The following is a 24009-nucleotide window of genomic DNA, read 5'->3' as shown; positions in this document are numbered from 1 at the left end:
TCAGAACCCCTGCGCACTTGCTTTCACCAGCGCTGCCTCTTCCGCCTGGTCGCGGGGAAGATCAGCCGTAAGTTTGCCGCCCGACATCACCAGGATGCGATCGGCTACCGCCATAATCTCTTTCAGGTCCGAGGTGGAGAACAGTACTGCAATGCCCTGCTGCGATAGCGCCACCATCATGCGAAACACCTCTGCTTTTGCACCGACATCAATGCCGCGACTCGGCTCATCCAGCAGCAGCAGACGCGGATTGGTCAGCAGCGCGCGGCCAATCACTACTTTCTGCTGGTTGCCACCACTCAGCGCGCTGATGGCCACGTCCGGCGAGGAGATTTTGATCGCCAGGTTGCCCACCGTCTGGCTTACCGCCTGCTGCTCCGCCTGATGGGCAATGGCAAAGCGATGCGACAGACGCCGCCACAGGCTGGCGATGGTGAGATTACTGGCGACCGATGAGACCGGGAAAATCCCGGCGCGTTTGCGATCTTCCGGCACCAGACTCATGCCCATGCGGATACGGTCAGCGGTGGGCAGACGGGTCGGCAGCGGTTTGCTGTCGAGCCACAGCTTGCCCAGATAGTGGCGCTGACTGCCAAGCAGACACTCAAACAGCTCGGTGCGGCCTGCGCCCATCAGCCCGTAAATCCCGACAATTTCCCCGGCCCGCACCTGAAAACTGACGTCATTCACCAGGGTATTGCCATTGGGGCTGACGCAGGTAATGTGCTGCGCCTCCAGCACCGGCGCGCCAAACTCACGCGCTTCCGGCAGGAAGGTGGTGACCGGTTCACTGCCCAGCATCTCACGCACGATCCACGGCACATCGATGCTGCTGACCGGCGCTTCGGCCTGAAAGCGCCCGTCGCGCAGAATGGTGATCACGTCGCCAATTGCCATCAGCTCTTCCAGCCGGTGGGAGATGTAAATCACGGTAACGCCCTGCTGCGTCAGGTCGCGGATCACCCGGAACAGGATCTCCACTTCGGTTTTGCTCAGCGCCGAGGTCGGCTCGTCGAGGATCAGGATGTCCGCATCTTCCGCCAGCGCTTTGGCAATCTCGACCAGCTGCTGCTGACCCACCTTGAGATTACCGACCCGCTCATGGGGTGAAATCGGCTGATCCAGGCGCGCCATCAGCGCGGCGGTGCGGCGAGCCTGCTCCGCCTCGTTGATCGGGGCCAGGCCGCGCTGGATCTCCCGGCCCAGAAACAGGTTTTCAGCCACCGTCAGGTTCTCAAACAGATTCAGCTCCTGGTGCACCATGCCGATGCCGTGCCGGGCGGCGTCGCGGGTGCTGCTCAGCGTCAGCGGCTCGCCATTCAGGAACAGCGAACCGGCCGTGGGCTGCTGTACCCCGGCCAGAATTTTCATCAGGGTCGATTTTCCCGCCCCATTCTCACCGATGATGACGTTAACTTTGCCGCGCCAGACCCGATAGTCGACGCGATCCAGCGCCAGCGTGCCGGGGAACAGCATCGATATCTGTTCGGCCCGCAGAATGATCTCATCGTCCATCAGGGCGTCCCCCCGCTTCAGCTCAACCGCTACCACATCTTCAACGCTGTTCTGCCCGATGGTTACAGCCAGCAGCGCCTGCACCGGCTGGTTGACCCAGCTGGCATCCAGCGGTGGCAGTTGCTTCACCGCGTGACGGTTCAGCGCCCGGGTCAGTTGGGCGTACTGCACCTGATTGGTAAACTCTTCGAAACGGAATCCGGCGGCATCCCGGATAGCGTTACTGCGCAGCACCGGCCCGACACTGACCGCCACCGGCTTGCCGTTAATCATCAGCGTCAGCGTGCGTTCACGCGGGTTACTCTCATCAAAGGCGCTGGCTGTCCCCCCCGGCTCGCACGAAGACGCTTTCGCGCCCGCCGGGTTTGACCGTCTGACTTTTCGCCTCCATGTCGGCCCAGCTCAGCGCATGGCTGTTCGCGGTGGTCATCACGCGCGGCTGCCAGGTCTCTTCCGCAATCTGCTGCGGTGTCTGGGTGGTATAGCTGGGTTTCGCGTGCGGATCCTTCGGCAGGATCGGCTTACCGTCCGCATCCAGATCCACCACGGTGCAGGCGCTGAGTAGCGTCATACCGGTCAATACCGCCAGCATCCGTTTCATGGTTATTTCGCCAGGTTGAAGTTTTTCAGCTTAGCGGCGTTGCTGTCGTCAATCAGCACGCAGTCCATCAGCTGCTTCTCCTGTTTCTGCGCTTTGCCGTTCTTCAGGTAGTAATCCGCCTGCGTGACCGCCATCTGCGCCTGATCCCAGCCCGGCTGCAGCACCGTCGCTTTAATATTGCCTTTGTTGAGGATCGAATCCCGGGTGTAGTCGCTGCCATCAAAGCCCACCACGATCACCGATGTTTTCCCGGCGGCTTTCAGCGCGGCTTCGGCACCCAGCGCCATGGTGTCGTTACCGGAGATGACGCCCACGATGTTGGGGTGTTTCTGCAGCAGGGTTTCCATGCGGCTGAAGGCTTCGGTCTGACTCCAGTTGGCGCTCTGCTGAGCCACCATTTTCATGTCGCTGTAGTCATCCAGCACATCGTGATAGCCCTGCGACCGCACGCCCGCGTTGGTGTCAGACTCTTTGCCCAGCAGTTCAACATAGTCCCCTTTGCCGCCCAGCAATTTCGCAAATTTCTCCGCGCCCAGCTGCGCCCCCTGATAGTTGTTAGAGACGATCTGCGCTACCGCGATGCCGGTTTTGTTGATCTCCCGGTCAATCAGGAAGGTCGGGATCCCGGCATCTTTGGCTTTCTGCACCGGCCCGACGGTGGCGTCGGCACCAGCGTTATCAAGAATGATCGCTTTGGCTTTGCGCGCAATCGCGGTCTCAATCAGCTGGTTTTGCTTGTTTACGTCATCATCGTGCGACGCCACCAGCGTGGCGTAACCCAGCTCTTTGGCTTTCGCTAAGGCCCCTTCCGCCTCGGCTTTAAAGAACGGGTTGTCATGGGATGGGGTGATAATCGCCAGCAGGCCTTGCTCTGCCGCCAGCGCGGTCGCTGAAAAGGCGAGCATCGATGCGAGCAGGGTCAGTTTGATCAGAGGACGAGTCATTATTTTTCTCCGCTTGAATATATATTCACACGCGATTTTATATGCATAATGACTATGCGCCCGCGCTGACGTGCCGTCCAATGCGCGATCGTCAAAAAAGCGAAAACGATCACAAATTAGCCTGCGTTGTGATTTTGATCATCCTGGTTAACAATACCGGGCAGAATCAGAGAGGGAAAAACCGATGGCAAAACAGGATGAACAGCGACTGATGGTGAAAATTGCCACCCTTTACTATGTCGAAGGGTTGAAGCAGTCAGAGATTGCGCAGTCGCTGACCTTATCGCAGTCGTTTGTCTCACGCATTCTTAATCGCAGCGTGAAAGAAGGTGTGGTCAAGATCAGCGTGGTGCCACCAGCCAACGTCTACCCTGAGCTGGAAAAGGCCATTGAGCAGACCTATAACCTGCCGCAGGCGATTGTGGTGGATGTGCCGGACCAGGCGTCGTCGCTGCAGATTAAGCAGGCGATTGGATCGGCGGCCGCTCACTATCTGGAGACCCGACTGCGAAACGATGAGCTGATTGGTATTTCGTCATGGAGCGGCACGATCCGGGCGATGGTGGATGCGCTGCATCCGCTCAACAGCGCCTGCAAAGGGGTGATCCAGCTGCTGGGTGGCGTCGGGGCTAACGGCAATGTGCAGGCCACGATTCTGACGCAAAATCTGGCGGCGCTGCTGAACTGCCCCGCCTGGCTGCTGCCGTCCCAGTCGATTGAGCATTCGGTCAGCGATCGCCAGCGGCTCTCTGCCAACGCAGAGGTCGCCGAGGTGCTGAGTAAATTTGAGCAGGTCGACCTGGCGATTGTCGGCATTGGCGATCTGGAGCCGTCGGCGCTGTTACGTAATTCGGGCAACTACTACGATGGCAGGATGCTGCAAACGCTGGCGGCGCGCGGCGCGGTAGGCGATATCTGTCTGCACTATTTCGACGCCTGCGGACAGCCGGTGCTGAAAGCAGAAGAAGATCCGGTGATTGGTATGGAGCTGGCGCAGGTGAAACAGTGTCCACAGGTGGTCGGGCTGGCAGGCGGAAGAGAGAAAGCGCAGGCGATTCGCGGTGCGCTGCTGGGCGGCTACATCAAGGTGCTGATCATCGACTATCCCACGGCGCGGCTACTGCTCACGCCGCAGGATTCATCACAACCGGTCAGATAGTGCGGTAAGCCGTGGTGACTTTCCACAGATAGCGCGGGGCCTGCGCCGCCGGATGCTTGTTCTGCACATGCTGATAGAACTCATCCGGTGACATCGCATTGATCATCGCAATGGCCCGATCGCGATCGCTGGAGAAAGTCCGCAGTAACGCCCCTGCGCCGTTGGCATAAGAGACGATGGTGGCATAGCGCAGGGTCAGCGGATCGCGGATGCCCGACAGCGCGGAGTTCTGCAGAATGCGGATATAGGCGGTGCCGATATCAATATTTTTGGCCGGATCGCGCAACTCGGCATTCGACGGCTGTCCACGACGGCCCAGCGTGCGATAAACTTCGCGCCCGGCGGTCGAAGCTTTAATCTGCATCAGCCCCACCGCATTTGAACGGCTCACCACGCCCGGATTTCCACCCGACTCGACACTGATAATGGCGCTGATCAACTTCTCATCAACGCCATAATGACTGGCGGCATCTTCGGTAAACATCGCCCAGGTGCCATTGACGCTGGACGGCGGTGCCTGAGTTAATGGCGTGTTGCGCTGCTTAACGGCATGGTGCGGTGGCTCGCTGGCACAGCCGGTCAGGAGTAACGCTGAGAGTATAAGGTGTCGGATTTTCAGCAATTTTTCATCTCGTAGCTGTTGTGGCGAATGCTATCATACCCAGGCAGCCTGAGAGCAAAATTACCGTTTATCCTAAATGCATGAAAATGCGGCGCGTACCGTGACTTCAGCGGCGCTTTTCGCCATCATCGCCGTCAGTCAGGCGCTAACAGCAGGAAAGTATGATGATTTCACGTTCAGTTCGTCTTATCTCCCCCCTCCGGTTACTGTCACAATCAGCCTGCGGCGCTGCAGGGCATTGCACGACTGCGTGCGGCCGGCCATCAGGTAGAGAACGAGCAGGTGATCACCCGCCGTTTTCAGCGCTTCGCCGGTACGGACGCGGAGCGCCTGGCGGATATCAACCAGCTTGCCAGTCTCAGCACGCTGCCCGATGTGGTGCTGGCGGTGCGTGGCGGTTATGGTGCCAGCCGGTTACTGGAGTCCATCGATTACATCGGCCTGCAACGCCGTCTGCTGAATCAGCCGCTGGCGCTGTGCGGCCACAGCGACTTCACCGCGATTCAGCTGGCCCTGCTGGCGCAGGTCGGCCTGATTACCTTCAGCGCACCGATGCTGGCCGGTAACTTCGGCGCCGCGACCTTATCTGAATTTACCCTTCACCACTTCTGGCAGGCACTGACTTCACCTACAGTAGAGGTGACATGGCAAAGCGAAACGCCTGACGAGGGTGAATGGCAGGGTACACTGTGGGGCGGGAATCTGGCGATGATCTGCTCACTGATTGGCACGCCGTGGATGCCGCAGTTTGAGAACGGCATTCTGGTGATTGAGGATGTGAATGAGCATCCGTTCCGCATTGAACGCATGCTGATTCAGCTGCAGCAGAGCGGCATTCTGGCGCGACAGCGGGCGATCGTTACCGGCAGCTTCACCAGTACAGCCCTGACGGAATATGACAACGGGTTTGACTTCAGCACCGTCTGGCAGCGACTGCGTGACACCACCGGTCTGCCGCTGATTTGTGGATTAGATTTTGGTCATGCCGCTGACACCGTAACACTGCCTTTGGGTGCCAGCGCACGATTAGCGGTCAGCCAGGGCCACGCCCGTTTGCAGGCGACCGGGCATCCCGTCCTGCGGGAATAGCGTTTGTTTCAGGAGATCGACATTGAAGCCGTTGTATGACGATTTGTGGATCTCAACCCCGGAATTTCCGGTGGAAGATGCCGTTAATGACCTGATGATGCATGGCTTTATGCTGCGTCACCCACGCGGCAATCTGTTGATTGGCCGCGTAGAAAATCCGCTCGATCATGAAGTCATGGCCGATACTGGCGGCGTGATCCGCCACTACCTCACCCACTGGCATGAATCCGCGCCCGGTGCGGCGCTGATCCAGCAGCGCTTCAGCAGCGCACTTTACTGCCATAGCCGATCGCTGGGCCCCATCAGCCGTTTTGCTGAGCCTGATGACACCTTTTCGCAGCAGGAGACGCACTTCGGGGATTTCCATCTGCTGCCAACGCCAGGACACACACCGGGCAGTTGCAGCTATCTCTACACCTCGCCGCTGGGGCTGACCTATCTGTTTGTTGGCGATACCGTGACGCGTTCGCATGACCGCTGGATCACGGTGCTGGTGCCGGACAGTAATCCGGCTGAGCTGAGCCAGACGCTGGAGTTTTACCGCTCCCTGCGTCCCGACGTGGTGCTGATGAGTACCACGCGCGGGCATCTCTCCTGGAAAAAAGTTACGCTGCAGAAGCTGGCTGGCCGCGATTGATGAAGCAGAACAGCATCCGCTGGATTTGCGTCAGCAACCATTATTCTGATTACAGGGCTTTCGTCAGATAGTGGCGCTGATGATGCCGCGGATAGTTATCCAGGCTGAAGCGCAGCGTATAGCCGAGCTTTTCATAAAACGGTCGCGCCTGAAAACTGGCGGTATCCACCTGGGCAAAGCGGCAGCCGCGATCCCGCGCCTCCTGCTCTGCCGCCTGCATCAGCTTGCTGCCCGCCCCCTGCCCGCGTAGCGCCTCACTCACCCACAGCATATCAATCCGCAGCCAGTTTCCGGCGGTTGATCCGGTCAGTCCGGCCAGCTTTTTGCCCTGGTCATCACGAATAAACACGCCGATCGATCTGATCTCATCTGTATTAATATATTTGCTGTTGAACGCAGTCAGACCCAGCCTGACTTCATCCAGATCCTGCGTCGTGACCTTATCGGTAATCTCGGGTTGCATAGTGGCTCCGGGGGTTAAGTGTCGGAGTGCTGACGATCGTCGTAGCGCTCCAGGCTCAACGCATCAACATCGCGTTTTTCGCTGCGGCTGCAGGGCAGCAGTTTATCGCTGTCGCGGTAGACAAAAAAGGTCGCCTGGCTGCGCTGGTTCACAATCAGCTGATCGCCATTGCGAAAGCGGGTAATCGCCACCTTATCACCCGCCTCTAAACGGGTACGCTGCTGACCGGCAGCAATCTGGAAATGCCCCGGCGGCCACATTAACGTGGTTAACCCATATTCGGCACGCGAAACGGTCATGGTTGTCCGGCCGGGACAGTTAAGCTGAAATTCCGTCTCGCTCCAGGCGGGTGCGATGTGACAGGCCAGCAGGCCCAGGGCAATTAATGCTGCCTTCATGCTGTTTCTCCGCTGATTTTATTGAGATTTTTTTAGCTTAACACATCACAGGACGGAGAAGGGACGCGGGGCAACCCGCAGCAAGACCATTGAAAGATAGAATCGGCGTGCGAAGAAATCTGAAAGTTGAGAAAAAATAAAGTAATCCGGCCAGCGTAACAGGCTGCCACACTGACCGGATATGATTATTCGGCTGCTACCTCGGCGGCCACTAACATCAGTGCCAGCCCGGCATTCTCGCTATCATAAGCCTGCATTGCTGCACGTATATCCGCTGAACAAGCGATCACCTGTTGCTTCTTATCGGCTTCTAACTGGTCAATCGCATGGCGAATAATCATTAGACTTGCTTCTTCTTCGTTCATCATTTATCCCTGAATTTGCCTAAGTGGTGCGCAAAGGAGCCAAGAATAACGTTTATTGATAAGCAAAGTCACCCTTTTACATTCCTGTTGCTTAACGATTAAACAAATCACAAACAGGAAGCGCAGCGTAAACTGCTATGATTAAGTAATCAGTGACGCAGCAGGATAGACTCTGCGCCACGAAACTCCCAGGGATTGAAGCAGGTAGAAAATCATGATGCGTCTCAGCATTTTTATCCTCATCGCGATGGTGACTGGATGTTCATCTGGCCCGAAAGGGGTGGAATGTCCGGGTGAGGTCTCGACAATTTATGGTCAGTCGATGGGGCATACCCAGGGCGTGATTTTTGATCTGGTTAATAGCTTCACCGTGACCCGGGATAAGGTCAGCGTTAAGAGTGGCCCGCTGCAGTCGCTGGATCGCTTTAAATATGTTCCCTCCGCCGTCACGCCTGAGGGCTATTACGCGCAGCGCCTGTCAGATAAGCAGTTCCGCCTGATCAACCCTTACCAGGACACCCAAATCATCTGGACCTGTCCATAAGGGATGAATCCTGCTGCCAGATGGTTTATTGTCAGGAAACGTCAAGCAGCAGGTCTCCCCGATGGAAAAGCGTCTGGATAACAACGGTTATATCGACTTCCCCTTCCCCCGCCACCCGCAATGCGGATGGCTCCGTGAATCCCTGTGGCTTTGATCTGACGCTGGAAACCGGTCGCCTTGAGGAGATCGCGGTGCTGAACCATTCAGTGAATCTGCGGCGGCTGGTCGAGGAGATCAATCTGCAGGAGGGGCTGTTTATGACCCTGGCCTGCGACTGGCAGCAGCAGGCAGATGCGGTCTGTGGCTTTATCGATGTGGCTTTTCGTCCCGACCTGCCGCAACACGGCTTTGAGGAGGCGCTGCAGCTGGAAGCGAACTTTTATCGCTACCTGACCGGGCAGGAGCAGCAACACCAGATGCCCGCCGAGACGCTGGTCAATTATGCCCGCTCGGTACTCGACTGGAGCTGGTCGCCGCTGCGCCAGCGTCAGCGCGATTATGAAAAGATCACTATTCAGTTCTATTGCCCGCAGGCGGATGACGCCGAATGGTGTTTTGATCATCTGCGTCACTTCCTGGTGAGCGTCTATCCGGCCTGCGTCGCCGCCCGTTCACTCTGATCCTCATTGCACCCGGAGTCGCTATGCGTTCTGCTGCGCTGTCTGCTGTCACGCTGTTCTGCTCACTGTTTTTTGCCGCTGCTGTCCAGGCCGATCGTTGCCAGCAAATTCGCGCCGGTCTGGATATCGGTTCCGGCACCACCAAAATTGCGGTAGCCCGTGTCAATGTCTGCCAGCTGCGCATCGAAAAGATGCTGTATCAGGATCAGCGCGCCGTGGCCTGGAACGAGGCCTTAGCGCATTCAACAGATAATCAGCTCGGCCCGGCGATGACTCATGAAGGTGCCGCTGCCCTGCAGCAGCTTTTAACGCAGGCACAGCGCTTTCATCCACAGCGGATCAGCGGCGTTGCCACGGCGGTGTTCCGCAACGCCAGCAACGGTCAGGCGGTCATCGATCAGTTGCAGCGCCAGACCGGTGCGCAAATCAGCATCATCTCGCAGCAGCAGGAAGCGAAACTCGGTTTCCTCTCCGCTAAAGCCGCGCTTAACGATCCGGCGATCCGTGATGAGCAGCTGCTGGTCTGGGATATTGGTGGGGGATCGATGCAGATGACTGCCTGGCGACAGCAGGCGGGTCAGCCGGTTGCAGATATCTATCAGGGCAAACTGGCCTCGGTGACGCTGAAAAACTTTATTCTGACGGTGCTGAAGAACAGCCCGGAGGCCAAATCCCCCTAATCCGATTGGCTCCTGGCGGCAGTCGGTGCTGCGCTTTGTGCAATTTTATGCCGCTAATGAGGTCAGTCCGCAGATTAAACAGGATCTGGCGAGCCGTCGGGTCATTGGCATCGGCGGCGTCCATGGTTTTTCAATCCGCAATCAGTTACCGGGCAAACCCCATCGTTACAGCCTGACGACATTAAGTCAGCTGTCGCAGCAGCAGGTCTGGAAAGGCGACAGTGAACTCCCGGGCGACTACCGGGCCACTGATGTCAGCAATCTCTTACTGGTTGAAGGTTATATGCAGGCGCTGAAAATTAATGAGGTTACGATTGTTGAGGCCAGTCTGATTCAGGGCGTGCTGCTGCAGTAGCGCAGCGTTTCCGCACTATGCTAAACCTCAGGCTTAATCAGCCGGATAGCATGATCCAGCATCCGCTGCTCATCCCGTTCACTGTGGGCCCGCTGCTGACGTATACGTTTAAGCAGGTCGTAGATTTCGCCACGGCGGGTGTCATGGCCGCGCTCCGACAGCACAATGACCGCATCGCCAATGACCCGGCAGACTTCGTCATAGTCGTCATCATTCAGTGCATCACGTTTCATTGCTTATCCTCCGGCTGTAGCTTTGGCTATGGCTGTGGCAGCGCCTGAGTGCGCCTCTCTTTCCAAAGGCTAGACAGTAAATCCCTTACCCGCAAACGCAGCGCCATTAACAGCCAGAAATGATTTTTTAGCCCATTTTCCTCCGCTGGAGGAGCAGAATTCACTATCTTTGCTACGCTTTGAGGGTCTCACTCAAAACCAAGGAGCAATAAATGTCAGGAAAAATCGAAGATAAAGTAAAAGAAGCCGCTGGCGCAGTTCAGGAACAATGGGGTGCAGCAACCGGTTCATCTGAGCATCAGGCTAAAGGCGCAGCACGCCGTTACACCAACCAGGCAAGCTATGCTGCCCGCGATGCTGCTGACTGTATCAAAGATCAGGTTCAATCCAATCCTGTTGCAGGTCTGGCCGTTGCTGCAGGCGTTGGCGTATTTATCGGCTTCCTGCTGGGCCGCAAGTAATCGCGCTGAACGTCAACAGAACGGGAGCCACTGGCTTCCGTTTTTTTTGCCAGGCCGCCTTCCGCCGGCTGAGAAACATCTGAAAGATAAGCCTTTTCAGGCCAGAGTGCGGTAAGTATCTATGCTTAGTCTGGTTTCGTCTCTTTCTGACAACATCAAGGTGACCTTATGAAAACAATTCCTGCCCTGCTGCTGGTTGCAGCGACCTTAACCTCTCTGGCGGGCTGCTCGCAGAAGAGCGACGCAATTAAAGATGATGGCCGCCCTCATGCACCAAGCGGTCAGTCGTCACCGGGCGGTACGCTGGGTTCAGGCCCGGTGGGTCAGCCACAGTCGTAATACTCTGCCCCGGCACACGTGCCGGGGTTTGTTTTATCGCATGTTTTTTTAATAGATAGAAGTCATAGAATAATTCCGCTAATCATTAACCTGCTATTAGTTTTTCATAGAATTACAAGCCGTAATCATTCATTAATAAAAGTGCACATAAAACATCTTCCAAATAACAAAAAATTAAAGTTCATTTTTATTTAAACCAGAAAGCGAGTGTATTTCAAACAAAAACTCAATGACTGAAAAAAAACATCCTGTCATAATGAACTTCTCTGTAGCGTTAATCTCTAACACTCCATAATATTTCCCTGTTAATAACATTGGTAAATTCAAGAGAATTCAGACGTGAAGAAAAAAAAGATTTATCTGATAGACCGACTTTTAACGCTCTATTCTCGATTTTCCAGCAGAACAAAACCACAGGCCTTGCACGACCTGGCCCCACAAACAGTGGTGATTTACTCCACCACGGCACTGGGCGACTTTCTGATGAATACGCCGGCTATCTGGAGCCTGAAAAATCGCTTTCCCGCCAGCAAGTTTATTCTGGTTTCCAGCAAGAAAAATAAGGATCTCGTCAGCCGTTATAACTGGTTTGATAAGATCTATATCTGGGATAACAAACTGGCGAATTTCCTGCCGCTTTTTTCAAACTGCGCCGTCAGAAACCTGACCTGTCAGTAATATTACACGCCCATTTCCCCTACGATATTATGAGCTCGGTACTGACCGGCAGTAAGGTGATTGTGCGCGATCATTACGGCCGAGAGTCGCCTCTGCTAAATAAATATCTCGATCACTATTCAGGCTATTTTGACGACCATACCATCAAGCGTAAGCTGAAACTGATTGAAGTCCTGGGCGCAGAGACAGAGCAAACCCGGATGCACCTTCCGGCACTGAACAACAGTCCGACTGCAAAGGCTGACCATCGCCGTATCGGTTTTCAGTTAGGGGCATCAAAAGATATTCGCCGCTGGCCGCTGGCCTCCTTCAGCCAGCTGGCGACAGCCTTGCTTGAACGCTGGCCTGACACGGAAATTATCATTACCGGCACCGCCGCTGAGCAGCCTCTTGAGCAGGAATTTATTGAAAGCCTGCCCCTGCACTACCGTAAGTGTGTGACCCCGATGGCGGGTAAAACGAATCTCAGCGGCCTGATTAGCCTGATTCGCACGCTGGATGTGCTGGTTACCGGGGACACCGGTCCACTGCACATCGCCGTGGCCGCGCAAACGCCGACGGTCAGCCTGTTCTCGACCGCCAATCCGCGTTATACCGGTCCCTGCCAGGACAGCGATCGGCACATCATTATTCACCGCCCGGATAAAACCGCCTCACAGCATCCGATGGCAACGATCAAGGCCGATGAGGTCGGGCAGGCCGTGGCGAAACTGGTGGGGTAATGAACGACCTTTCTCAATCCATCATTGCGCTGATTGAGCACCACAATCAGCCAACCGCACTGGGCTGGTTCCGGAAAGTGGATCGGGCGGGATTTCATCTGCAGCAGTTACCGCTGAGTGAAGTGGACTTTGCCATTCTGATGAGTGATTTTTTTATCACTTTCGGCGTCTGTTCAGAACAGTATGATGACGCCCGCTATTTTCCGGAGCCGCGCCGACGGCGCTTTGCAGTGGCAAACTGGTTTACTGCGGGCACAGCACGGCCTTATCGTCCACTGACGGTCGCCATGCTGTGTGAAGCGGCCAGACTGGGACGCTGGCCTGAAGAGGATTACTGAGTAATGGTATGGGCGAAGGCGTCGTAGACCTCGCTGCTGCTCAGCGCATTGACCTCACGTGACGCCGGTTGCAGCACCTGATAGTTAACCTGCCACGGATGCCAGCATGCCGGATCGCTGTCGCCAAACAGCGCGACGACCGGCAATCCCAGCGCCGCACCAATGTGCATTGCCCCGCCATCACTGCTCACCAGCCCCTGACACAACGACATTGCTGCAATCAACTGCGGCAGGCTGGTGGTTGCCACCGCTTTGATTGGCAGATGCGGGCAGAGCGCCATAATTTCACGCGCTTTTTCATCATCTCCCGGATGACGCGGATTATCACGGCTGCCGGGTGACCAGAGCAGCATTATCTGGCAGGAATGACGCGCCGCGATTTTTTCAGCCAGCCCGGCAAACCGCGCGGCTTCCCACTGTTGGCTCGGCTTGCGGGCGCTGATTTGCAATGCATAGACCGGAACAGCGGGATCAATTGCACAGCTGTCACGCAGGCTGGCCGCGATTGCCGCATCCGGTAGCAGCGTCAGTTTGCCTGGCGCTGTGGCGCTGAGATTGAAAGGCCGCCCCAGGCTAAACAGGGTTTCACTGATATGACACGGCGACTGGCTGGGTGGCGGCAACAGATCGGTAATCAGCGGATGGGGATGGCCCAGGGCGATCACTCTGGCAGGACGCACTGTTTTAACCCACTTCAGGCCATGCTGATCCCAGCGGCTTTTTGCCAGAATCACCACATCGTAACGCTGTTTTTTCAGGGTCAGCATCAGCTTCAGTCGCTGTAATACACAGGCCAGTCGTCCCTGCCCTGCCTCACGGTGATGCAGTTTGGTGTAATAGAAGAGCTGCCGGATATCGGGATTATGCTGCAACACTGGCGCAGCGTAATTGTTAGTCAGCACGTCGACCTGATGCTGCCCCGATTGCGCCAGCGCACTGATCAGCGGCGTGGTCAGTAAGGTGTCGCCAATATTATCCCGACAAATAATTAAAACCCGCATGTCTGACATCCTCTGCGCAAAGGCTACGCCGTTCTGGCTGAATAAAAGTAAGACTCGCCCGGTTAACGTTCTGAAAACGGTAACGTAACGGTATAGTCAGCAAATTAGTCAGCGCAGTGTCAGATTGGTTCCATAGTTGCGATATTGTTAAAATAAGAGGCCAGCACGACAGGCCAGAGACAGACCTGAATTATTAACCGGATTATTATTTTTACGGCGTCGGCCCTGCCGGGCCAGCGTATAGAAAGGAAAAGGCCGCCCATGGCGGCCTGAGGTCTTTGGCTTGATGACCGGGATCGGTCAGTCGGCGCGGGTTGTCAGCAGGCTGATAGCCAGCTTCATCACGGGTTCCGGGTTGATTCCGGTAAACATTTGATGAATTTTTTCAGAAATGGCTTCACCAGTCACAGGCTTATTTTCAGCCACGATTTCCATCACCGCCTGTCCAAATAGCAGGCGACATGCCGCAATAGCATCACTTACCGCTTCATCATCCATAATGCTCTCCCTCTGTATCGGCAGAAGCGTACACGTCTGCGGCAACCGGATCATGCGTAACTCTATTTTTTTGTGGTACAGGTTACAAAAATGAATCAGCTGTAAGGAGCAAATAACGTGGCCCGACACATTTAATGCCGGGCGCTTAACTGGTACTGAAAGAGATTAACAGAGGGTCGTTTAACCAATCAGGCGTGACAGGGTGGATGACAGATATGCGTTCACTCACTCTTTTACCGTGGCATCAGACAATTCAATTTGCAGAGAGAGTAAAATGCCAGTCAGCGAGAAATGATTTAGCAGCACTCTCACGGAGTAAATGTCTTAAACAGCACGGTGCGAAAGCAATAAGCGCTTAGATGAGTAATCGCTATAACGATGATCGCGGCAAAGTCTGGATTGTGGTTGCTGTGTGAAGGTGATTTTATAAACTGTTTTGGGGAGATTTTGGGGAAAGAAGGCGTGAAATAAAAAAGCCAACACGATTTTTACATCCGTGTTGGCTATATGTTACGTAAAGCTGATTACATATTTTCGATGATCGCGTCACCAAACTCTGAACATTTCAGCAGTTTAGCGCCATCCATCAGGCGTTCGAAATCGTAAGTCACAGTTTTGTTAGCGATAGCGCCTTCAACACCTTTAACAATCAGGTCAGCCGCTTCGAACCACTCCATGTGACGCAGCATCATTTCTGCGGACAGAATAATTGAACCTGGGTTCACTTTATCCTGACCTGCATACTTAGGTGCTGTACCGTGGGTCGCTTCGAACAGCGCACACTCGTCACCGATGTTGGCGCCTGGTGCGATACCAATACCGCCAACCTGCGCTGCCAGAGCGTCAGAGATGTAGTCACCGTTCAGGTTCATACAGGCGATAACGTCATACTCAGCCGGACGCAGCAGGATCTGTTGCAGGAACGCATCAGCAATCACATCTTTAACGATGATCTCTTTGCCGGTGTTCGGGTTTTTGAACTTCATCCACGGGCCGCCGTCGATCAGTTCGCCGCCGAACTCTTCTTTCACTAACTGGTATCCCCAGTCTTTGAAAGAGCCTTCGGTGAACTTCATGATGTTGCCTTTGTGGACCAGGGTCAGTGAATCACGATCGTTAGTGATGGTGTATTCCACTGCCGCGCGCACCAGACGTTTGGTGCCCGCTTCTGAACACGGCTTAACGCCGATACCGCACTGCTCAGGGAAGCGAATTTTCTTCACGCCCATCTCTTCGCGCAGGAACTTGATCACTTTGTCCGCTTCGGCAGAGCCCGCTTTCCACTCGATACCGGCATAGATATCTTCGGAGTTTTCACGGAAGATCACCATGTCGGTCTCTTCAGGACGTTTAACCGGGCTTGGCGTGCCTTTGTAGTAACGTACCGGACGCAGGCAGACGTAGAGGTCAAGCTCCTGACGCAGGGCCACGTTCAGTGAACGAATACCGCCGCCGACCGGGGTGGTCAGTGGGCCTTTAATGGCCACGCGATATTCTTTAATTAAGTCGAGAGTTTCCTGTGGCAGCCAGACATCCTGGCCGTAGAGTTCAACTGACTTCTCACCGGTGTAAATCTCCATCCAGGAGATCTTACGCTCGCCGTTGTAGGCTTTCTTCACCGCCGCATCGACGACTTTCAGCATTACCGGGGAAACATCAACACCGATACCGTCACCCTCAATGTAAGGAATGACCGGATTGTTTGGCACTGTGAGCTTGCCCTGATTCAGGGTGATTTTCTGACCTTCCGCCGGAACAACTACTTTGCTTTCCATTAACCTCTCCTGGGCGTTTGTTAATGATTTGTAAGATGCGCGTCAATACTACTTGAATATTTCCGCCACGCCAATCACCGCAATTTCACGTTATAATGCGCCGAATGTTTCTGACTGCAAAGCCCATGCGAAAAACTTCTCAACGAATTCACCAGGATAAACGATTCAGCCGCCCGACGCGTGATGCGCGGCGTTCCCCTGCCCGCCCTGCGGCGCCGCGCCGCGTGATTCTGTTTAACAAACCGTTCGACGTGTTACCGCAGTTCACCGATGAAGCGGGCCGCCGAACACTGAAGGATTTTGTCAGCGTCGCAGAGGTTTATGCCGCAGGTCGCCTCGATCGCGACAGCGAAGGATTGATGGTGCTGACCAACGACGGCGCGCTGCAGGCTGCGCTGACTCAGCCCGGCAAACGCACAGGTAAGATCTATTATGTGCAGGTGGAAGGCGAGCCACAGGAGACGGATCTGCAGCCTTTGCGGGATGGGGTTAATCTGAAAGATGGGTTGACGCTGCCCGCTGGGGTAGAAAAAGTGGCTGAGCCTGAGTGGCTCTGGCCACGTCAGCCACCTATACGCGAACGTAAAAACATCCCGACGCAGTGGCTGAAAATCACGCTGTATGAAGGCCGTAATCGTCAGGTTCGCCGGATGACCGCCCACATTGGCTTTCCCACATTGCGATTGATCCGGTACGCGATGGGGAGTTATTCGCTCGACGATCTGGCTCCGGGCGCGTGGCGTGAACTCAGTGAAAGTGCGCTCTGAAAACCGGTTTTTTATAACCTCAGGTTAACAATTGCGGAGAAGTGATGTTTAAACCTCATGTTACTGTCGCCTGTCTGGTTCAGGCAGAAGGTGAATTACTGGTGGTGGAAGAGACGATCAACGATCGCCCCACCTGGAACCAGCCCGCCGGGCATCTTGAAGCGGATGAAACTCTGCTGGAAGCCGCAGAGCGCGAACTCTATGAAGAGACTGGCATCGCCACGCCGATGCACTATTTCATCGCGATAAACCAGTGGATCGCACCCGACAGTACGCCTTTTGTGCGTTTTCTGTTTGGCGTGGATCTGGCGGAAAAAGCGCCAACCCAGCCGCAGGACAGCGACATCGATTGCTGCTGGTGGTTGCCGCCAGCGCAGATTCTCACTGCCTCTAACCTGCGTTCGCCGCTGGTCGCGGAAAGCGTACGCCTGTGGCAACAGGGCACGCGCTACCCGCTACATCTGGTCAGCCCGTTCCGGTGGCCGTTTCACGAGGGTGCGCGCCTGCCTTCTGCATGATAGAATGCGCCGCCTGTTTTTTTATCGTAATGCGAGCGTGTCATGTCTGACAACAGCCAGAAAAAAGTGATCGTCGGTATGTCCGGCGGCGTCGATTCTTCCGTTTCCGCCTGGTTACTGCAACAGCAGGGTTACCAGGTTGAAGGCCTGTTCATGAAGAACTGGGAGGAGGACGATGGCGAGGAGTATTGTACCGCCGCGGACGATCTGGCGGATGCGCAAGCGGTGTGCGACAAGCTGGGTATGAAGCTGCACAAAGTTAACTTTGCCGCTGAATACTGGGATAACGTCTTTGAGCATTTCCTCGAAGAGTACAAAGCGGGCCGCACGCCCAACCCCGATATCCTCTGCAACAAAGAGATCAAATTCAAAGCGTTCCTGGAGTTCGCGGCTGAAGATCTCGGCGCAGATTTTATCGCCACCGGTCACTACGTGCGTCGTCAGGACGTGGCTGGCCAGAGCCAGCTGTTGCGCGGTCTGGATGGCAACAAAGATCAGAGCTACTTCCTCTATACCCTGAGCCACCAGCAGATCGCCCAAAGTCTGTTCCCGGTTGGCGAGCTGGAAAAACCGGAAGTGCGCCGCATTGCCGAACAGCTCGACCTTATCACCGCGAAGAAGAAAGATTCCACCGGCATCTGCTTTATCGGTGAGCGCAAATTCCGCGACTTCCTGGCGCGCTATCTCCCGGCTCAGCCTGGCGAAATAGAAACCACCGAAGGCCAGATCGTCGGTGAACATCAGGGGCTGATGTACCATACTCTGGGACAGCGTAAAGGCCTGGGTATTGGCGGCCTGAAAGAGAGCAAAGATGATCCCTGGTATGTGGTCGACAAAGATGTGGCGCGTAACCGCCTGATTGTCGCCCAGGGCGGCGATCATCCGCGTCTGATGTCCGTCGGCCTGATTGCGCAGCAGCTGCACTGGGTTGATCGCCAGCCGATTACCGCCCCGCTTCGCTGCACCGTGAAAACCCGCTATCGTCAGACCGATATTCCCTGTGAGATTATCCCACACGGCGACGATCGGATTGAGGTGCGTTTCGACGAGCCGGTTGCAGCGGTGACGCCGGGTCAGTCTGCGGTGTTTTACCTTGGTGAGGTCTGCCTCGGTGGCGGTATTATCGAACAGCGTCTGCCGTTAGTGGCGGAGTAAGCGGGCTCAGCCCGCATTGATGACGCGTAAACAGGAGTAACCGTGGCGAAAAATTATCAGGAAATTACGCTGGCGCTGGCGGGCATCTGTCAGTCGGCCCATCTGGTGCAGCAGCTGGCTCAGCAGGGTCACTGCCAGCCGGAGGCGCTGACCGTATCGTTGCGCAGCGTGCTGGACCTCAATCCTGGCTCAACGCTGGCGGTGTTTGGCAACAATGAAGCCAACCTGCGCCTCGGACTTGAAACGCTGATGGCGGTGCTGAACAGCAGCAGTCGTCAGGGTGCAGGTGCAGAGCTGACGCGTTACACCCTGAGCATGATGGTGCTGGAGCGCAAGCTCAGCGCCAGTAAAACAGCCATGGCGACGCTGGCCCAGCGCATCACTCAGCTGGATCGCCAGCTGGCGCATTATGAACTGGAGTCAGACACCATTCTCAGCGCGATGGCTGCCATCTATGTGGATGTGATCAGCCCGCTTGGCCCGCGTATTCAGGTCACCGGTTCGCCTGCGGTACTGCAGAATACGCAGGTACAGAGTAAAGTGCGCGCCACCCTGTTAGCCGGTATCCGTGCTGCCGTATTGTGGCAGCAGGTCGGTGGTGGCCGACTGCAACTGATGTTCTCGCGTCAGCGTTTGCTGCGTGAAGCGAAAACCCTCTTATCCCGGCTGCCACTGACTTACTAAGTCGGTGCGGCAAAACACTGCTAAATGATTCAGGAGTTGCACTGATGGAATTATCCTCTCTGACCGCCGTCTCACCTGTCGATGGTCGTTACGGCGATAAAGTCAGCCCGCTGCGTGCGATTTTCAGCGAATTCGGTTTGCTGAAATTCCGCGTTGAGGTTGAAGTTCGCTGGTTACAAAAACTGGCCGCGACCGCAGAGATCAAGGAAGTTCCTGCATTTGATGCCGACGCAAACGCTTTCCTTGATGCGATTGTCGCCGGTTTTTCCGAAGAAGATGCCGCGCGCATCAAAACCATTGAGCGCACCACCAACCACGACGTCAAAGCGGTTGAGTATTTCCTGAAAGAGAAAGTTGCCGACGTCCCTGCCCTGCATGCTGTTTCTGAATTTATCCACTTCGCCTGTACTTCTGAAGATATCAACAACCTGTCGCACGCCCTGATGCTGGAAACAGCCCGTCGTGACGTGATCCTGCCTTACTGGCAGCAGCTGATTACCGCTGTGAAGGATCTTGCCAGCGAATATCGTGACATTCCGCTGCTCTCCCGCACCCACGGCCAGCCGGCTACACCGTCGACGATGGGTAAAGAGATGGCGAACGTCGCTTACCGTCTGGAGCGTCAGTTACGTCAGCTGAAGCAGATTGAAGTACTGGGCAAAATCAACGGCGCTGTAGGGAATTACAACGCCCACATTGCCGCCTATCCCGAAGTGGACTGGCATGCGCTGAGCGAGAACTTCGTCACCTCGCTGGGGATCACCTGGAACCCTTACACCACCCAGATTGAGCCGCACGACTATATTGCCGAAATGTTCGACTGCATCGCCCGCTTTAACACCATCCTGATCGATTTCGATCGCGATATCTGGGGTTATGTGGCGCTGAACCATTTCAAACAGAAGACCATTGCGGGCGAGATTGGCTCGTCGACCATGCCGCACAAAGTGAACCCAATTGACTTCGAAAACTCCGAAGGCAATCTGGGCCTGGCGAACGCGGTAATGCAGCATCTGGCCAGCAAACTGCCGGTCTCACGCTGGCAGCGCGATCTGACCGACTCCACCGTGCTGCGTAACCTCGGTGTGGGCGTCGGTTATGCGCTGATCGCCTATCAGGCGACGCTGAAAGGCATCTCGAAACTGGAAGTGAACCGCGATCGTCTGCTGGACGAACTGGATCACAACTGGGAAGTGCTGGCAGAACCGATCCAGACGGTAATGCGCCGTTATGGCATTGAGAAGCCTTATGAAAAGCTGAAGGAGCTGACGCGCGGTAAACGCGTCGATGCCGCCGGCATGCAGGCCTTTATCGACAGCCTGGCGCTGCCGGAAGAGGAAAAAGTCCGTCTGAAGCAGATGACGCCTGCAAACTATATTGGTCGCGCTATCCAGATGGTTGACGATCTGAAATAATGCCCGCCGCAGACCGGCCCAGTCCGGTCTGCGTTAACATCTTGTTTAATACATTTCGCGTATACTTTCTGCAGGTTGACTCAAACAGAGTGTAAGGAATTTCTATGCGTGTTCTGGTTGTTGAAGACAATGCCCTGCTGCGCCATCATCTCGCCGTCCAGTTACGTGACATGGGCCATCAGGTCGATGCCGCCGAAGACGCCAAAGAAGCTGACTATTTTCTTCGGGAACATCTGCCCGATATCGCGCTGGTGGATCTCGGCCTGCCGGATGAAGATGGTATGTCTCTGATTCGCCGCTGGCGCAGCGATGCTGTGCGCCAGCCGATTCTGGTGCTGACCGCCCGTGAAGGCTGGCAGGCCAAAGTTGAGGCGCTGGAAGCCGGTGCGGATGACTACGTCACCAAACCGTTTCACATTGAAGAAGTCGCGGCACGCCTGCAGGCGCTGATGCGTCGTAACAGCGGACATGCCTCGCAAATCATCGATATGGCCCCGTTTCAGGTTGATCTCTCCCGCCGTGAACTGACGGTCAATGAACAGCCGGTGAAGCTCACGGCCTTTGAGTACACCATTGTCGAAACGCTGATCCGTAACGCGGGCAAAGTGGTGAGCAAAGACTCGCTGATGCTGCAGCTCTATCCTGACGCTGAACTGCGTGAAAGCCACACCATCGACGTTCTTATGGGCCGTCTGCGCAAAAAAATTCTGGCGTTGCATCCTACTGACGTGATCGCCACCGTGCGTGGCCAGGGCTACCGCTTTGATCTCTGACCATGTCCTGGTTTAATCGTTATCGCCCTATTTCGCTGCGCGCCCGCTTTCTGCTGGCCTCCGCAGCGATCGTCCTCTTCCTCTCACTCTCCTATGGCATGGTGGCGGTGATTGGCTATGTGGTCAGTTTCGATAAAAACACCTACCGCGTGATGCGCGGCGAGAGCAACCTGTTCTTTACGCTGGCGCAATGGCATGACAACAAACTCACCATCGCCCAGCCGGAACGGATGACGCTCAACTTCCCGACGCTGGTATTTATTTACGATGAGCACGGCAAACTGTTGTGGCAACAACGCGACGTGCCAGAGATCCGCAAGAAGATCCGCCGTGAATGGCTGCTGAAGCCTGACTTCTACGAGATTGATACCAGTAACCGTACCAGCATGGTGGCAATGGGCAATAACCTGAATGCTCAGCAACGACTCAACGACTGGGACAATGACAGCAACGATACCTTTACCCACTCGGTCGCCGTTAACCGTTACGATGCCACCACGAATCTGCCCGCGCTCACCATTGTGGTGGTCGACTCTATCCCGCAGGAGTTGCAGCATTCTGATGTGGTCTGGTCGTGGTTCAGCTATGTGCTGGCAGCCAACCTGATACTGATCATTCCGTTGCTGTGGCTGGCGGCGCACTGGAGTCTGCGGCCGATTGGCGCGCTGACACAGCAGGTGCGCGAACTGGAGACCAGCCAGCGCGAAAATCTGGCGGATAATCCGCCGCAGGAACTGCGCAGTCTGGTGCGTAACCTCAATCTGCTGCTGACCAATGAGCGACAACGCTATACCCGCTATCGCACCACGCTTTCAGACCTGACCCACAGTCTGAAAACGCCGCTGGCCGTGTTGCAGAGCACCCTGCGCTCGCTGCGCAACGGCAAGGAACTGACGGTGGAACAGGCTGAGCCGGTGATGCTGGAGCAGATTAGTCGAATCTCGCAGCAGGTCGGTTATTATCTGCATCGCGCCAGTATGCAGGCCGATCACAATCCGCTGCAGCGCGATCTGCATTCCGTTTCCGGTCTGCTCGACAAGCTCTGCTCAGCCCTGAATAAAGTCTATCAGCGTAAAGGCGTGGCGATTTCGCTGGATATCTCACCGGAGCTGACCTTTGTTGGCGACCAGAATGACTTTATGGAAGTACTCGGCAACGTGCTCGATAACGCCTGCAAGTACTGCCTGGAATTTATCGAAATCAGCGCTTTTCAGAGCGAAAATGCACTCCATCTCTATATTGACGATGATGGTCCGGGCATTCCCGAGAGCAAGCGCGATTTAGTGTTTGTCCGGGGTCAGCGCGCCGATACCCTGCGTCCCGGTCAGGGACTGGGTCTGGCGGTGGTGCGTGATATTCTTGAGCAATATGAGGGCAACGTCATCGCCTCCGGTAGCGCACTCGGCGGAACACGCATGGAAGTGGTCTTTCAGCGCCAGGAAGTCGAACATCGCCGCGAGTAGAAAACCCTCAGGGCTGTTATACTTGCTGGCATTTACAGCCCTAAGCGGAACCCTTTTATGGACTATCAGCTCGATATTAACTGGCCCGATTTTATTCAGCGTTACTGGCAGAAACGCCCGGTAGTGCTGAAGCGTGGTTTTAAAAACTTTGTCGATCCTCTTTCACCGGATGAACTGGCCGGTCTGGCGATGGAAAACGAGGTGGATAGCCGCCTGGTCAGCCATCAGGATGGCAAATGGCAGGTCAGCCACGGCCCGTTCGAGAGCTATGATCATCTGGGTGAAAACAACTGGTCGCTGCTGGTACAGGCGGTCAATCACTGGCATGAAGCCTCTGCCGCACTGATGCGCCCTTTCCGTTTCCTGCCTGACTGGCGTGTTGATGACCTGATGGTGTCGTTTGCCGTCCCTGGCGGCGGCGTCGGTCCCCATTTTGATCAGTATGATGTCTTTATTATTCAGGGTGCCGGTCGCCGTCGCTGGCGCGTCGGTGAAAAGGTGCCGCTGAAGCAGCACTGCCCGCACCCGGATCTGCTGCAGGTTGAGCCATTCGACGCCATCATCGATGAAGAGATGGAGCCGGGTGATATTCTCTATATTCCGCCGGGGTTCCCGCATGAAGGCTACTCGCTGGAAAACGCCCTGAACTACTCCGTGGGTTTCCGTGCCCCCCAGCGGACGCGAGTTAATCAGCGGCTTTGCGGATTACGCGCTGGCCAATGAGCTGGGCAGCCTGCGCTTCAGCGATCCGGATGTGCCTGCACGTGATTGCCCGTCGCAGATTCTGCCGCAGGAGATTGAAGGCGTACGTCAGTTGATGCTGGATGTGGTCAATCAGCCGGAGCAGTTCGCTCAGTGGTTTGGCGAATTCATTTCCCAGTCACGTCACGAACTCGATGTCGCGCCACCGGAACCGCCTTACCAGCCTGATGAAATTTATGATGCGCTGCAACAGGGCGATACCCTGAGCCGGTTAGGTGGCCTGCGTGTCCTGACGATTGGCGATGCGGTCTATGTCAACGGTGAGCGGGTTGAGTGTTCACATCCCGATGTGATGGCGGTCCTGGCGCGCCACTATCGCATCACACTGGACGATCTGGGCGATGCGCTGGATGACCCGTCGGTACTGGCGCAGATCGCCGATTTGGTCAATGCCGGTTACTGGTACTTCGGCGACGAATAATCTGAACTGATACT

25 protein-coding genes and 5 pseudogenes are annotated in these 24009 nt (G+C 55.6%); 19 read left to right on the top strand and 11 right to left on the bottom strand.

Features of this window, described 5'->3' with window-relative positions:
- From JNO11_RS07340 to JNO11_RS07330, 3 genes are read right to left on the bottom strand one after another with little or no spacing between them, the layout of a single operon-like run.
- On the bottom strand, nucleotides 1-1788 hold the full coding sequence (locus JNO11_RS07340) for an ATP-binding cassette domain-containing protein (protein WP_325177118.1): 1788 nt from the start codon (nucleotides 1786-1788) through the stop codon (nucleotides 1-3).
- A gap of 34 nt (nucleotides 1789-1822) precedes the next feature.
- The gene (locus tag JNO11_RS07335; RefSeq protein ID WP_325177117.1) at nucleotides 1823-2116 is read right to left on the bottom strand and encodes a hypothetical protein; all 294 of its coding nucleotides are present in this window, start codon (nucleotides 2114-2116) and stop codon (nucleotides 1823-1825) included.
- Nucleotides 2117-2118: 2 nt separating this feature from the next.
- Nucleotides 2119-3060 (bottom strand): D-ribose ABC transporter substrate-binding protein, encoded by a 942-nt coding sequence (locus tag JNO11_RS07330; protein ID WP_010246199.1) that lies wholly within the window; start codon nucleotides 3058-3060, stop codon nucleotides 2119-2121.
- Between the two features lie 184 nt (nucleotides 3061-3244).
- On the opposite strand from JNO11_RS07330, the gene JNO11_RS07325 reads away from it, so the two are divergent.
- Complete coding sequence (locus JNO11_RS07325) at nucleotides 3245-4219, top strand: sugar-binding transcriptional regulator (RefSeq protein ID WP_010246202.1); 975 nt, start codon at nucleotides 3245-3247, stop codon at nucleotides 4217-4219.
- Here the strand turns inward: JNO11_RS07325 and emtA are convergent.
- Nucleotides 4212-4841 carry a membrane-bound lytic murein transglycosylase EmtA gene (emtA, locus tag JNO11_RS07320; RefSeq protein WP_010246204.1) on the bottom strand — a complete coding sequence of 210 codons (630 nt, stop codon included), beginning with the start codon at nucleotides 4839-4841 and terminating at the stop codon, nucleotides 4212-4214. The two genes, JNO11_RS07325 and emtA, sit on opposite strands and share 8 nt — an antisense overlap.
- 164 nt (nucleotides 4842-5005) lie before the next feature.
- On the opposite strand from emtA, the pseudogene ldcA reads away from it, so the two are divergent.
- Nucleotides 5006-5930, top strand: a pseudogene (gene ldcA, locus JNO11_RS07315) (muramoyltetrapeptide carboxypeptidase).
- 22 nt (nucleotides 5931-5952) lie between these two features.
- Nucleotides 5953-6616, top strand: a pseudogene (locus tag JNO11_RS07310) (MBL fold metallo-hydrolase).
- On the opposite strand, the gene JNO11_RS07305 reads toward JNO11_RS07310, so the two are convergent.
- The 3 genes from JNO11_RS07305 to JNO11_RS07295 all read right to left on the bottom strand — a co-directional run bounded on the left by JNO11_RS07305 (nucleotide 6617) and on the right by JNO11_RS07295 (nucleotide 7793).
- Nucleotides 6617-7030, bottom strand: a complete 414-nt coding sequence (locus tag JNO11_RS07305) for a GNAT family N-acetyltransferase (RefSeq protein WP_187510874.1) — start codon at nucleotides 7028-7030, stop codon at nucleotides 6617-6619.
- 14 nt (nucleotides 7031-7044) lie between these two features.
- On the bottom strand, nucleotides 7045-7428 hold the full coding sequence (locus JNO11_RS07300) for a hypothetical protein (protein ID WP_010246217.1): 384 nt from the start codon (nucleotides 7426-7428) through the stop codon (nucleotides 7045-7047).
- 185 nt (nucleotides 7429-7613) lie between these two features.
- Nucleotides 7614-7793 carry a hypothetical protein gene (locus JNO11_RS07295; protein WP_010246220.1) on the bottom strand — a complete coding sequence of 60 codons (180 nt, stop codon included), beginning with the start codon at nucleotides 7791-7793 and terminating at the stop codon, nucleotides 7614-7616.
- 214 nt (nucleotides 7794-8007) lie between these two features.
- Between JNO11_RS07295 and JNO11_RS07290 the strand changes: the two genes are divergently transcribed.
- The 4 genes and pseudogenes from JNO11_RS07290 (at nucleotide 8008) to JNO11_RS07275 (ending at nucleotide 9992) form a co-directional block, all read left to right on the top strand.
- The gene (locus JNO11_RS07290; RefSeq protein ID WP_163798278.1) at nucleotides 8008-8337 is read left to right on the top strand and encodes a hypothetical protein; all 330 of its coding nucleotides are present in this window, start codon (nucleotides 8008-8010) and stop codon (nucleotides 8335-8337) included.
- Nucleotides 8338-8398: 61 nt separating this feature from the next.
- Nucleotides 8399-8957, top strand: a pseudogene (locus JNO11_RS07285) (hypothetical protein).
- Between the two features lie 23 nt (nucleotides 8958-8980).
- On the top strand, nucleotides 8981-9637 hold the full coding sequence (locus JNO11_RS07280) for a hypothetical protein (protein ID WP_325177116.1): 657 nt from the start codon (nucleotides 8981-8983) through the stop codon (nucleotides 9635-9637).
- 25 nt (nucleotides 9638-9662) lie between these two features.
- Nucleotides 9663-9992 carry a hypothetical protein gene (locus JNO11_RS07275; RefSeq protein ID WP_325177115.1) on the top strand — a complete coding sequence of 110 codons (330 nt, stop codon included), beginning with the start codon at nucleotides 9663-9665 and terminating at the stop codon, nucleotides 9990-9992.
- A 20-nt stretch (nucleotides 9993-10012) separates the two neighbouring features.
- On the opposite strand, the gene JNO11_RS07270 is transcribed toward JNO11_RS07275, so the two are convergent.
- Complete coding sequence (locus JNO11_RS07270; RefSeq protein WP_010246232.1) at nucleotides 10013-10225, bottom strand: DUF2767 family protein; 213 nt, start codon at nucleotides 10223-10225, stop codon at nucleotides 10013-10015.
- 212 nt (nucleotides 10226-10437) lie between these two features.
- Here JNO11_RS07270 and JNO11_RS07265 point away from each other — a divergent pair, with 212 nt between their 5' ends.
- The 4 genes and pseudogenes from JNO11_RS07265 (at nucleotide 10438) to JNO11_RS07245 (ending at nucleotide 12763) form a co-directional block, all read left to right on the top strand.
- Nucleotides 10438-10686, top strand: coding sequence for a DUF883 family protein (locus JNO11_RS07265; protein ID WP_010246235.1), 249 nt, complete (start codon nucleotides 10438-10440; stop codon nucleotides 10684-10686).
- A gap of 168 nt (nucleotides 10687-10854) precedes the next feature.
- Nucleotides 10855-11025 (top strand): hypothetical protein, encoded by a 171-nt coding sequence (locus tag JNO11_RS07260; RefSeq protein ID WP_010246238.1) that lies wholly within the window; start codon nucleotides 10855-10857, stop codon nucleotides 11023-11025.
- A 339-nt stretch (nucleotides 11026-11364) separates the two neighbouring features.
- Nucleotides 11365-12425: pseudogene (locus JNO11_RS07250) on the top strand (glycosyltransferase family 9 protein).
- On the top strand, nucleotides 12425-12763 hold the full coding sequence (locus JNO11_RS07245) for a DUF1493 family protein (protein ID WP_158131795.1): 339 nt from the start codon (nucleotides 12425-12427) through the stop codon (nucleotides 12761-12763). Before JNO11_RS07250 ends, JNO11_RS07245 begins: the two are co-directional and overlap by 1 nt.
- On the opposite strand, the gene JNO11_RS07240 is transcribed toward JNO11_RS07245, so the two are convergent.
- From JNO11_RS07240 to icd, 3 genes are all read right to left on the bottom strand, one after another.
- A complete protein-coding gene (locus JNO11_RS07240; protein WP_089414311.1) occupies nucleotides 12757-13764 on the bottom strand; it encodes a glycosyltransferase family 9 protein in 1008 nt (335 codons plus the stop codon). The genes JNO11_RS07245 and JNO11_RS07240 overlap by 7 nt on opposite strands.
- Before the next feature lie 300 nt (nucleotides 13765-14064).
- Nucleotides 14065-14262 carry a hypothetical protein gene (locus tag JNO11_RS07235; RefSeq protein WP_192072594.1) on the bottom strand — a complete coding sequence of 66 codons (198 nt, stop codon included), beginning with the start codon at nucleotides 14260-14262 and terminating at the stop codon, nucleotides 14065-14067.
- A 524-nt stretch (nucleotides 14263-14786) separates the two neighbouring features.
- Nucleotides 14787-16037 (bottom strand): NADP-dependent isocitrate dehydrogenase, encoded by a 1251-nt coding sequence (icd, locus tag JNO11_RS07230; RefSeq protein WP_010246256.1) that lies wholly within the window; start codon nucleotides 16035-16037, stop codon nucleotides 14787-14789.
- Between the two features lie 104 nt (nucleotides 16038-16141).
- On the opposite strand from icd, the gene rluE reads away from it, so the two are divergent.
- The 8 genes and pseudogenes from rluE to JNO11_RS07190 all read left to right on the top strand — a co-directional run bounded on the left by rluE (nucleotide 16142) and on the right by JNO11_RS07190 (nucleotide 23995).
- A complete protein-coding gene (gene rluE / locus JNO11_RS07225) occupies nucleotides 16142-16804 on the top strand; it encodes a 23S rRNA pseudouridine(2457) synthase RluE (protein WP_031293006.1) in 663 nt (220 codons plus the stop codon).
- A gap of 44 nt (nucleotides 16805-16848) precedes the next feature.
- The gene (locus JNO11_RS07220; protein WP_132498423.1) at nucleotides 16849-17322 is read left to right on the top strand and encodes an NUDIX domain-containing protein; all 474 of its coding nucleotides are present in this window, start codon (nucleotides 16849-16851) and stop codon (nucleotides 17320-17322) included.
- 42 nt (nucleotides 17323-17364) lie between these two features.
- On the top strand, nucleotides 17365-18477 hold the full coding sequence (mnmA, locus tag JNO11_RS07215) for a tRNA 2-thiouridine(34) synthase MnmA (RefSeq protein WP_010669869.1): 1113 nt from the start codon (nucleotides 17365-17367) through the stop codon (nucleotides 18475-18477).
- A gap of 42 nt (nucleotides 18478-18519) precedes the next feature.
- Nucleotides 18520-19161 (top strand): high frequency lysogenization protein HflD, encoded by a 642-nt coding sequence (gene hflD, locus JNO11_RS07210; RefSeq protein WP_010246266.1) that lies wholly within the window; start codon nucleotides 18520-18522, stop codon nucleotides 19159-19161.
- 44 nt (nucleotides 19162-19205) lie between these two features.
- Nucleotides 19206-20576 carry an adenylosuccinate lyase gene (gene purB, locus JNO11_RS07205; RefSeq protein WP_010246268.1) on the top strand — a complete coding sequence of 457 codons (1371 nt, stop codon included), beginning with the start codon at nucleotides 19206-19208 and terminating at the stop codon, nucleotides 20574-20576.
- 104 nt (nucleotides 20577-20680) lie between these two features.
- Nucleotides 20681-21349, top strand: a complete 669-nt coding sequence (gene phoP, locus JNO11_RS07200) for a two-component system response regulator PhoP (protein WP_010246270.1) — start codon at nucleotides 20681-20683, stop codon at nucleotides 21347-21349.
- A gap of 2 nt (nucleotides 21350-21351) precedes the next feature.
- Nucleotides 21352-22812, top strand: a complete 1461-nt coding sequence (gene phoQ / locus JNO11_RS07195; protein WP_010246272.1) for a two-component system sensor histidine kinase PhoQ — start codon at nucleotides 21352-21354, stop codon at nucleotides 22810-22812.
- A gap of 57 nt (nucleotides 22813-22869) precedes the next feature.
- Nucleotides 22870-23995 (top strand): annotated as a pseudogene (locus tag JNO11_RS07190) (cupin domain-containing protein).
- Nucleotides 23996-24009 lie beyond the last annotated feature (14 nt).

Source organism: Pantoea sp. 1B4, from assembly GCF_016925765.1.
GTDB lineage: Bacteria > Pseudomonadota > Gammaproteobacteria > Enterobacterales > Enterobacteriaceae > Pantoea > Pantoea agglomerans.
This window is presented reverse-complemented; position numbering and strand designations above follow the sequence as displayed.

What these genes read in the sequence shown, in the direction of transcription:
- JNO11_RS07340 (WP_325177118.1), bottom strand. Translation starts at nt 1,788, where the DNA reads ATGATTAACGGCAAGCCGGTGGCGGTCAGTGTCGGGCCGGTGCTGCGC.
- JNO11_RS07335 (WP_325177117.1), bottom strand. Translation starts at nt 2,116, where the DNA reads ATGAAACGGATGCTGGCGGTATTGACCGGTATGACGCTACTCAGCGCC.
- JNO11_RS07330 (WP_010246199.1), bottom strand. Translation starts at nt 3,060, where the DNA reads ATGACTCGTCCTCTGATCAAACTGACCCTGCTCGCATCGATGCTCGCC.
- JNO11_RS07325 (WP_010246202.1), top strand. Translation starts at nt 3,245, where the DNA reads ATGGCAAAACAGGATGAACAGCGACTGATGGTGAAAATTGCCACCCTT.
- JNO11_RS07305 (WP_187510874.1), bottom strand. Translation starts at nt 7,030, where the DNA reads ATGCAACCCGAGATTACCGATAAGGTCACGACGCAGGATCTGGATGAA.
- JNO11_RS07300 (WP_010246217.1), bottom strand. Translation starts at nt 7,428, where the DNA reads ATGAAGGCAGCATTAATTGCCCTGGGCCTGCTGGCCTGTCACATCGCA.
- JNO11_RS07295 (WP_010246220.1), bottom strand. Translation starts at nt 7,793, where the DNA reads ATGAACGAAGAAGAAGCAAGTCTAATGATTATTCGCCATGCGATTGAC.
- JNO11_RS07290 (WP_163798278.1), top strand. Translation starts at nt 8,008, where the DNA reads ATGATGCGTCTCAGCATTTTTATCCTCATCGCGATGGTGACTGGATGT.
- JNO11_RS07280 (WP_325177116.1), top strand. Translation starts at nt 8,981, where the DNA reads ATGCGTTCTGCTGCGCTGTCTGCTGTCACGCTGTTCTGCTCACTGTTT.
- JNO11_RS07270 (WP_010246232.1), bottom strand. Translation starts at nt 10,225, where the DNA reads ATGAAACGTGATGCACTGAATGATGACGACTATGACGAAGTCTGCCGG.
- JNO11_RS07265 (WP_010246235.1), top strand. Translation starts at nt 10,438, where the DNA reads ATGTCAGGAAAAATCGAAGATAAAGTAAAAGAAGCCGCTGGCGCAGTT.
- JNO11_RS07260 (WP_010246238.1), top strand. Translation starts at nt 10,855, where the DNA reads ATGAAAACAATTCCTGCCCTGCTGCTGGTTGCAGCGACCTTAACCTCT.
- JNO11_RS07245 (WP_158131795.1), top strand. Translation starts at nt 12,425, where the DNA reads ATGAACGACCTTTCTCAATCCATCATTGCGCTGATTGAGCACCACAAT.
- JNO11_RS07240 (WP_089414311.1), bottom strand. Translation starts at nt 13,764, where the DNA reads ATGCGGGTTTTAATTATTTGTCGGGATAATATTGGCGACACCTTACTG.
- JNO11_RS07235 (WP_192072594.1), bottom strand. Translation starts at nt 14,262, where the DNA reads ATGGATGATGAAGCGGTAAGTGATGCTATTGCGGCATGTCGCCTGCTA.
- icd (WP_010246256.1), bottom strand. Translation starts at nt 16,037, where the DNA reads ATGGAAAGCAAAGTAGTTGTTCCGGCGGAAGGTCAGAAAATCACCCTG.
- rluE (WP_031293006.1), top strand. Translation starts at nt 16,142, where the DNA reads ATGTTTCTGACTGCAAAGCCCATGCGAAAAACTTCTCAACGAATTCAC.
- JNO11_RS07220 (WP_132498423.1), top strand. Translation starts at nt 16,849, where the DNA reads ATGTTTAAACCTCATGTTACTGTCGCCTGTCTGGTTCAGGCAGAAGGT.
- mnmA (WP_010669869.1), top strand. Translation starts at nt 17,365, where the DNA reads ATGTCTGACAACAGCCAGAAAAAAGTGATCGTCGGTATGTCCGGCGGC.
- purB (WP_010246268.1), top strand. Translation starts at nt 19,206, where the DNA reads ATGGAATTATCCTCTCTGACCGCCGTCTCACCTGTCGATGGTCGTTAC.
- phoP (WP_010246270.1), top strand. Translation starts at nt 20,681, where the DNA reads ATGCGTGTTCTGGTTGTTGAAGACAATGCCCTGCTGCGCCATCATCTC.
- phoQ (WP_010246272.1), top strand. Translation starts at nt 21,352, where the DNA reads ATGTCCTGGTTTAATCGTTATCGCCCTATTTCGCTGCGCGCCCGCTTT.